Source organism: bacterium (assembly GCA_035529855.1).
In the GTDB taxonomy this organism is placed as follows: Bacteria; RBG-13-66-14; B26-G2; order WVWN01; family WVWN01; genus WVWN01.
Genome location: DATKVX010000070.1, coordinates 1 through 9,339, shown reverse-complemented (window position 1 = coordinate 9,339; position 9,339 = coordinate 1). Strand labels below are relative to the sequence as shown.

The 9,339-nt window shown below is 62.6% G+C and carries 5 protein-coding genes; all 5 read left to right on the top strand.

Going from position 1 to position 9,339, the window contains the following annotated elements:
• A partial coding sequence (locus VMX79_07540; GenBank protein HUV86952.1) for a hypothetical protein occupies positions 1-434 on the top strand: 434 nt, incomplete at its 5' end.
• A 180-nt stretch (positions 435-614) separates the two neighbouring features.
• A complete protein-coding gene (locus VMX79_07535) occupies positions 615-2,042 on the top strand; it encodes an FAD-dependent oxidoreductase (GenBank protein HUV86951.1) in 1,428 nt (475 codons plus the stop codon).
• Between the two features lie 141 nt (positions 2,043-2,183).
• On the top strand, positions 2,184-5,978 hold the full coding sequence (locus VMX79_07530; protein HUV86950.1) for a tetratricopeptide repeat protein: 3,795 nt from the start codon (positions 2,184-2,186) through the stop codon (positions 5,976-5,978).
• A 10-nt stretch (positions 5,979-5,988) separates the two neighbouring features.
• Positions 5,989-7,356: an undecaprenyl-phosphate glucose phosphotransferase gene (locus VMX79_07525; protein HUV86949.1), complete on the top strand. Its 1,368-nt coding sequence runs from the start codon at positions 5,989-5,991 to the stop codon at positions 7,354-7,356.
• A gap of 223 nt (positions 7,357-7,579) precedes the next feature.
• On the top strand, positions 7,580-9,339 hold a 1,760-nt coding region (lepA, locus tag VMX79_07520; protein HUV86948.1), incomplete at its 3' end, for a translation elongation factor 4.

The window sequence follows — 9,339 nt, the reverse complement described above, 5'->3', positions numbered from 1 at the left end:
CCACGATGGGTAAGGTATCCGTCTTCATAACGGCCGCGTTGGCCTGTTTTATTTTGCTGGCCTGCGGGGCGCCGCCTAAACAACCCGTCACCGGCGCGGACCTGGTCGCGACCGCGGTGGCCGCCCGTTACGTCGTTACCGTCGACGACGTGCGGGAAGTCGGCGGCCGCTACGATTGGACCGTCAGCGCCGTCAACGGCTCCGACTACGCGTGGAGGGGGACTTTGTACGTGAAGCTCGTCGGGCCCGGCAACGAAATCGTAGAGAGGCACGATTTTACGGTCGACGAGTTGGTGCCTCCGGGCGGGAAGACGGCGGGCCTGAAGTTCACGTCCGAGTACGCCCCTTTGGAAAAGGGCGGCGACATAGCGTTGTTGAAGGCCGAAGTCGACGTTGCAAGCTATAAAGAACCGCCGGCGACCGGGTCGAAGTAAGGCCGTTCAATTTCTCCGATAGGCCGGAATCGAAATCCTGGGCGAAATAAACGCGCGGCGCGGCGTCCTCGCCCGACGGTGGCTTTATACCGACTTCGTATTCGGCCGAGTTCGTGGCGTCGCGGCGCTTCTTCTCCCGGCGCGACCGACGTTGGCCTATCGCTCGAATTAAAGACGGATTTGAAGAAAAACAAAAGCGTTATCGTTATAGGCGCCGGGCCCGCGGGCCTCGCCTGCGCGGACCGACTCGCGGCCGCCGGCCTCGACGTATTGGTGTTGGAGGCGCAGGACCGCGTCGGCGGCCTGTGCCGGACCGTTTCCTTCGGCGGCGCGACCTTCGACCTCGGCGGCCACCGTTTCTTCACGAGGGACGAGGAGGTCCGGGATTACGTCTTCGAGCTGATGGGGGACGACCTCGAGCTCAGGCGGCGCAAGAGCACTATCCGCCTTTGGGGCAAGGATTTCGCGTACCCGCTGGATTTCAAGAACCTGCTTTTCCGGATGAACCCCCTGACGGCCGCCCGGGCGGGGGTCGATTACCTCTGGGCCGCGGCGCGGCAGCGGCTCGCGCCTCGAGCCGACGTCTCCTTCGAAGATTGGGTAGTTAATCGTTTCGGACGGACGCTTTACGAGATCTACTTCGGCCCCTATACACGGAAACTTTGGGGCCGGCCGCCGTCGGAGATATCGGCGGATTGGGCCGCGCAGCGCATTTCGCTATTGAACCTGTGGGACGTATTTTTACTGCTGTTGAAGATAAAGAAGGAAAAGCCCAAGACGTACGCTGCGGAGTTCCATTATCCGCGCGGCGGCATAGGGCGAATGTACGAGACGTTGGCGGAGCGCGCCCGGGCCGCGGGCGCCGAGATAAGGCTGAACGCGGACGTTTACGAGGTGCGGCGGGAGGGCGGCCGCGTCGTCGGCGTCGCCCTCCGGCAGAACGGCCGCGACGGCTTCGAGAGCGCCGACTTCGTCGTATCTACGGCGCCGTTGCCGCGGCTGGCGGAGATGGTCCGTCCCCCCGGCGGAGGCGACGTCTTGGCCGCCGCGCGCGGAATGGCTTTTCGCGGCTTGAGGTTTTTAAATTTGGTGGTAAACCGCCCGGCCCTAACGGACAATACCTGGGTCTACGTACCTGAGCCGGAGTATTTCTTCTTCCGCATCCAGGATTTACGGAACTGGTCGCCGTCGCTTTGCCCGCCGGGCAAGTCGGCTCTGGAACTCGAGATATCGTGCGACGCCGGCGACGAGAAGTGGCGTATGTCCGACGAGGAGGTTAAGGAGGTTTGCCTCGCGGACCTGGCGGCCGTGGGCCTCGACGTCGCGGCCGACGTCGACGCGTGCGGCAGCTCGTTCAGCGAGTACTCGTATCCGGTATACGACCTCGGCTACCGGGAAAAGCTCGGCGCGGTTTTGGAATTCGTTTGGCCTATGGAGAACTTGTTGACGGTGGGGCGGGGGGGCCTTTTCCGCTACAACAATATGGACCATTCGATTAAAATGGGCCTGTTGGCCGCACGGCACGTAGGCCGCGGCGATAGCCGCGACGCGGTCCTGGATATCGCCAAAGAACAGTCGGTTTTCGAGGCCCCCCACAAGCGGCATTGAGGGCCACAGCGTTAGTTCGTGCGGGCGGAGGGGATTAACGCGCCACTCCGGTTTCGCTTGCCACGTAAAAAAGTATATCGTAGTATTCAGGTTTAATAAAAATACAAATGGACGTTGCTTGATTAAAAGGCGAGAACCGGCTTGAGGATAATTTTAATTTTCGCGTGCATACTGGCCGCGGCGCCGGTCGGCGGTGTCTCGGACGAATTCCTGGGCGTGGACGACGCGGCCGACGCACCCTCGGCGTTGGCGGCGGCGAGCGCCGCGGGGCAGTGGGGCCGCGCCGGGTGGCTGGCTATGGTCTACGTCGGCGACGAAGCGCAAGCCCGCGAATTCTTCGCCCGGGCGCTGGCGGCGGACGCCGACGACGCCGCGGCGCTGGAGGGGGCCGCCTGGCTCGATTTCACGCAGGGGCGGATAGACGAGGCGTTCTCTTACTGGCGTCGGTACCTCGAGCTTTATCCGGACGGCGACGCCGCCGGGGCGCTCGTTTCGACGTTGAGGTTTTTCGACGGCGTCGTCCCCACGTACTACGAAGCGCCCGACTTCTTACTGGAGCTCGCGGCGAGGCCGGGGTGCCCGCCGGCTACGCGCGACGCGGCGCAGCGCACCGCGGAGACCCTCCTGCTGCAGTTCGGCCGCTGGGAGGATGCGGCGGCGCTGGCGCGCGAGCGCGGTTACGTCGGCGACGTCGCGCTGTGCGGCATCTTCAATAAGTACGGCTTGGCCGACATCGACCATCGGTTTAAGCCCGAGGAGAGTTTAACGCCGGCGCCGCCGGTCACGCTGGGCGAAGCGGCGTGGCGGCGCGGGGAGGGACGATTCGGCCTAATCGACGTCGGCGGTACGTTGGGCTCCAACGTAGGCGTCGCGTACGTTACGGCCGTCTTCGAGCTTCCGGCGGGGGAATATTGGTTGGAGGTACAGAGCGACGATTGGTTCCGAGCCTTCCTGGGCGGCGTGGACGTACTATCGAATCATCCCGGCGACGGCCCGAGTAGTTCACTCCACCGCGGCAAGTTCAAGGCCGCCGGCGGCCGTCAACGGCTGTTGGTTAAAACTCTCAAGAACAACGACCCGCTCTTCGATACCGACGGCGAATGGGCTTTCAAGGCGAGGTTCTTGCGAACGTCCGACCTGGCGCCCGTCGCCGTAGCGGTCGAACAGGACGACTTCGCCGAGGGCGGATTGCCGGCGTCGTCTCTGGCGGATAATCCGGCGCCGACGCCCGACGGGACTTTGGCCCGGTTCTACCGCGCGTTGGACGAATTCGCGGTCGGAGCGTACGGGGACGGCGTCGACGAAATCGACGACGCGTTGGCTGCGGCGCCGTCGTGCGCGTTCTTCTACGTCGCCGGCGCATACGGCCGCATCCTGGCCGGCGGCGAGTACAATCTAGCCGACGCGAAGTCCCAACTCAGGCGCGCCCGGGCGGAGGACCCGGCCTGCGTCGTCGCCACCGAAGAGCTCGCCGTATTCGCGTCGTACGAGGGAAAAAGAGACGAAGCGGTGGATTATTACCGGGAGACGTTGCGAGCGAACCCGGCGTACGTGTCTTCCGTATGCGGCCTGGTCGACATAGCCGCGCGCGAGGGTTGGGACGCAGAGCTCCTCCGGCAAGGCGAGAGAGCGTTAAATATCAACCCGGCCGCCCACCGCGCGTTGTTGCAGCTGGGCGATTTCTATTATGATAACGACAATACGGCGCGCGCGGTCGATTACTATGAGAAGTACGTCGCCGTCAAGGCCGACGACGCGTACGCGCGCGCGAAACTGGCCGAAGCGTACCTCTTCCTCGGCCAACCGGAAAAGGCGGCGGCGCACTACCGCGAGATTCTCGCTTTCGACCCTTACGATGAGGACGCGTATCTCGGGATGGCGGACCTGGCGGCGCGGCGGGGCGACGAAGGCGCCGCGTTGGAGTGGTTCGAGAAAGGGGCCGCGGCGCTGCCGCGTTCGGCGGAGATAAGGCGCCAGTGGGGTTACTATCTGCGCAGCCTGGGCGCCGGCGAGGATGCTTTCGGCGTCTTACGCGAAGCGCTGGCGTTGGACGTCAGCGACTTCCGCACGCGGCACTATTTGGAGCGGGAAGGGGCTATCCCCGCCGACGCCGTCGCCAAGGCTCTTTCCGTCGAAGTCGACGATTTATTGCAAAAGAAAGTGGAGGACGGCGATTACCCGCGCGCGGATTCGGTTATGCTCCTCGACCAGTCGGTCGTCTATTTGAATAACGACTTCACTTTCCGCGAATCGAACCATAACCTTATGGAGATAGTGAGCGACGCCGGGCGCGAACGCTGGGGCGAGATAACGGTTATGTCCGGCGCCGGGACCGAGATCGTCGAGGCGCGAACCCACGCGGCCTCGGGCGATGTCGTGGACGCGGTTTCGATTAAGGATTCGGACGGCTACAAAGTCATATCTATGGAGCGTGTCGTCCCGGGCGCCGTTCTGGAAGTCGCGTACGACCTGAATATAAACAAACGTATGATATTCAACCTGCTGCAATATTATTCCCAGCCGTTCTATATGGCGGAATTGGGCGAGGCGCTGTTGTCCACCCGTTTCGCCGTCGTCGTCGGCGACGATTTTCCGGCGGGCGACCGTTTAGAATTTAAGGCCGGCAACCAACGGCTGAAGGCGAAGCGCGTCCGCGGCGACGGCCGTACGGCGTACATATTCCAACGGCGCGACGTGCCGGCGATAGTAGAGGAACCGATGATGCCGGCCAAGGAAGCGTACGCGCCGTACGTTCGCGTCACGACGATGTCGGACGTCGATACGGTGGCGGAATGGTACCGGGGCGAGTTGTTCGGGAAGTTCGACGTCGACGATTTTTTACGGAAGCGTTTAGCCGTGGTGGAGTTGCCCGAAGGCGGCGATGCCGCCCGGGCGGCCGCCGTGTATTACTTCGTATTGCGCGAGGTTGAGAGCTCGGGCGGTAGCGTGTACTACCCGGCGCCGGCGCGGCTCACCGCTTTCCGCGGCCGCGGCCGTACGGTAGACCGCGCAGTGCTTATCGTGGCGTTGTGCCGCGAGCTCGGTATCCCGGTGAAACTGGCGTTAGTGGGGACCGGCGGTTCGAAAAACGAATGGGACGTGGTGACGCCGGAATTATTCGATACTGTTTTAGTCTATTTCCCGACGCTCGGGGCCCAAGGGACGTACGCCGACCCGCTGTTGGACACGTTTGCCTTCGGCGACGTGTGGACCGCGGCCTACGGCAAACCGGCGCTCATAGTTGACGACGAGGGTTTCGAGATAGGGCGCGTTCCTACCGGTCCGTTCGAGGAAGACAGCATCGCCCTTGAAATGGATCTCGAGCTCGATTGGAGCGGCGGCGCGACGTTTAAAGGGCGGCGCGCGTACCGCGGCTTACGCGGCGCGTACCGTGAGAGCTTCACCAACCCCGAGGAGCAGGAGGCCAACGTCGAAGTGAGCCTGTCGCGAATTTTCGCCGCGGCGACGATAGACGGTTATAGCTTCGATAACCTCTACGACCTGAGCGGCGAGTTCGCGTTGAACTTCGAGGGGAGCGTTCCCAATTTCGCTCGCGTACGGGGCGGTGACTTGGCGGTACGCGTGGTACCGTACGAGCTCACTTTGGCCCAGGTCTTCATAAGCGCCGAGAAGAGGCGATACCCGCTCCGCATCGAAAGGCCGGAGGCTTGGGTCGACGACGTCCGCGTGAAAATACCGCGCGGGTACGGAGTCCGTTGGATGCCCGGCGACGAACATTTACGGGGGCCTAAGTCCGAGTATACGCTCGAGCTGGGGTTGGAGGGAGATAGGTTGATTATAAAGCGCCGGTTGTTTATCGACCAGGGTGACATATCGCCCGGCGACTATAAGAAATTCGTTAAATTCTGCCGGGAGGTCGACCGGCTCGAGAAGAAGGAAGTAATACTGGCGCCCAAGCCGCTGGATAAGCCGTAGAGGAGAACCGTTGGCGTTCGCTTTAATATTGGCTCTGTTGGACGCGCTGGTAATAGTGGTCGCTTTCGCCGGGGCGTACTTCTTCAGGTTCGGCCTGCTGCCCATGTTGCCCGGTATAGGTCGGCCGCCGTTCGAGCCGTATTTGTATCCGTTGCCGGTGGTGGTGGTGCTCTGGCTGACGATACTGAAAGCGCTCGACCTTTACGGTCGCCGCGGCCGGAATTTCGGCTGGGACACGGTTTTCGCGTTGCTGGGCGGCGTTCTGTTGGGGTCGGTTTTTCTCGGCGGGGTAGGATTCGTATATCGCGGGTTTTCTTACTCGCGGTTGGTATTGGCCGTCGCCGCGGTTTTCGCTTTTATGGGGTTGTGCGTGGCGCGTGCCGCGGCGGTGTACGTACGCGGGTACCTTCTGAAGAGAGGGGTGGGGGCGAAGCGGACGTTGGTCGTGGGGACGTCCGTCGCGGCGAACGAGCTCTGCAAGCGTTTACTGGACGGCCCCGCCAGCGACTACTACCTCGTGGGCGTGATACGGGCGGGGGGCGAGGCGGAAAAGGGTTGTAAGGTTTTGGGCGACTTGGAGGATTTCTTCGAAGTCGTCGGGCGTGAAAGAGTGGCGGTAGTATTTTTCGGCGGTGACGTCCCCGACCAGGTTTTGTTGGACCTGGTGCTGGAATGTGATATCAAGGGCGTCGAGGTTAGAATGTTGCCGTCGACGTTGGAACTTATGACGTCGAAGGTTTACGCCGACGAGGCGTTGGGAATACCGGTCTTCGCCTTAAGGCAGTTCCGCCTTACCGGTTTCAACCGCTTCATAAAGCGCGTTATGGACGTCGTGGCCGCCACTTCCTTACTCGCGGCTTTCGCGCCGGTGTGGGCGGTAACCGCCCTGGTCATCAAAATGACGTCGCCCGGGCCGGTACTCTATCGGCAAGTGCGCGTGGGGCAGGACGGTCGGACGTTCGAACTCTTCAAGTTCCGCTCGATGAGGCAAGACGCCGAGGCGGAGACGGGGCCGGTTTTCGCCAAAGCCAACGACGAACGCGTTACCCTCTTCGGCCGTTTCCTCAGGCGCACGTCCCTCGACGAGGTCCCGCAACTCCTCAACGTCCTCAAGGGCGATATGGCCGCAGTGGGGCCGCGGCCCGAGCGGCCGTACTTCGTGGAAAAGTTCGCCTCCGACGTCCCGCGCTACGTCGAGCGGCATAAAGTCAAGTCCGGCATGACCGGCTGGGCCCAGGTCAACGGCTTCCGCGGAAACACGTCCATAGCGCAACGCGTCGAGTACGATTTGTACTATATAGAAAATTGGTCGTTATTGTTTGACCTGCAGATAATCTTGCGGACTTTGGCCCAGGTTATCTGGGGAAAAGGCCAATAAGTTGTGTTATAACGCGTAGTGCCCATTTTAGGGATGCCGTAACGACTAAATGTTTATGAAATCAGTGGGTGTAGTAGTGCCCAATCATAATATTAGGGGATAGCTTTATCGTGTTTATTCGGTACCCGCCGCTCGCACTCTACGGGCGGCGTCGTCCTATTGAAGTCCTCGCCGCGAACCTATATAACCCGCGTGCCGGCGCGTTGATAGGGCGTGGGAAGTTATGGAAGTAAAACGCCAGCGATTCGTTCGTAATTTCTCTATCGTCGCGCATATTGACCACGGGAAGACGACGCTTATGGACCGCATACTCGAGGTCACGGCGGCGGTCGACCCGCGGCAAATGCGCGAGCAGTTCCTCGACGCTATGGCGCTCGAGCGCGAGCGGGGCATCACTATCAAGATGCACCCGGTGACCCTCCGTTACCGCGCCCGGGACGGCAACGTATATAAGTTCAATATTATAGATACCCCCGGCCACGTCGATTTTACGTACGAGGTTTCGCGGTCGCTCGCGGCGTGCGAAGGCGCCGTACTGCTCGTCGACGCGAGCCAGGGCGTCGAGGCGCAGACGGTGGCCAACGCCCTGCTGGCGGTAGAGAACGACCTCGTCCTGGTCCCGGCCATAAACAAGATCGACCTGGCCGCGGCCGACGTCGACGTCACCCGCGACGAGCTCGAGGAAGTGGTAGGCATCGACGCCGGCGACGCCGTACTCGTATCGGCGAAAGAGGGGACCAACGTCGTCGAGTTCTTGGAGGCGGTGGTCGCGCGAGTCCCGCCGCCGGCGGGCGACGCCGCGGCGCCGTTGCGCGCGCTCATCTTCGACGCGCAGTACGACCCCCACCGGGGCGTCCTGGCGTACGTCCGCGTCGTCGACGGCGTCCTGGCGCGGGGTACGCGGATAAAGTTGACGGCCTCCGACGCCGTCTACGAGGTCAACGAAGTAGGTATATTCAAACCTTCTATGGCGCCGGTCGACGAGCTGGTTGCCGGCGACGTCGGCTACGTCGCGGCGAACGTGAAGGAGATTGCGGAAGCCCGCGTCGGCGATACCATAACGTACGCCGAGGGGGGCGTCGCGGAGCCGCTGCCGGGATACCGCGAAGTCCGGCCGATGGTCTTCGCCTCGCTGTTCCCGGTGGAGGCCGACGACTACGACCTATTGAACCGCGGCCTGGAGAAGCTGGCGTTGAACGACGCCTCGCTGAGCTGGCAGGCGGAGGAATCGGCGGCGTTGGGTTTCGGCTTCCGGTGCGGCTTTTTGGGCGTGCTCCATTTGGACATCGTGCGGGAGAGGCTCGAGCGCGAGTACGAGCTCGAGGTCATCACGACGATGCCCCACGTGGCGTACGAGGTGACGACGCGCGACGGCGCGACGCACTACGTCGAAAACCCGGCGAGGCTGCCGGACCCGGCCGAGATCGAGATAATAGGCGAACCGTTCGTCGAGGCCACGGTCTACACGCCGGCGCGGTACGTCGGCCCGGTTGTCGAGCTGATGAAGAGCCGCCGCGGCGAGCACGTCAGCATGGAGTTCTTCGCCGGCGACCGCGTCGCCGTGAAGTACCGCCTGCCGCTGGTCGAGATAATCGTGGACTTCTTCGACCGCCTCAAGGCGCTCTCGCAGGGGTACGCCTCGCTCGACTACGAGCACGCCGGCTACCGGCCTTCCAAGATGGTGAAACTGGACGTCCTCCTCAACGGCAAGCCGGTGGACGCGTTGAGCGTTATTGTCCACGTGGAGCGGGCGGAGCGCCGGGGGCGGGACCTCGTCACGAAGCTGCGCCGCGAGATCCCGCGCCAGCTGTACGAGGTGATTATCCAGGCCGCCATCGGCTCGCGCGTTATTGCCCGGGAAACCATCAAGCCGCTGCGCAAGAACGTCACCGCCAAGTGCTACGGCGGCGACGTTACGCGGAAGCGGAAATTGTTGGAAAAGCAGAAGGCCGGCAAGAAGCGGATGAAGCAGGTGGGCAACGT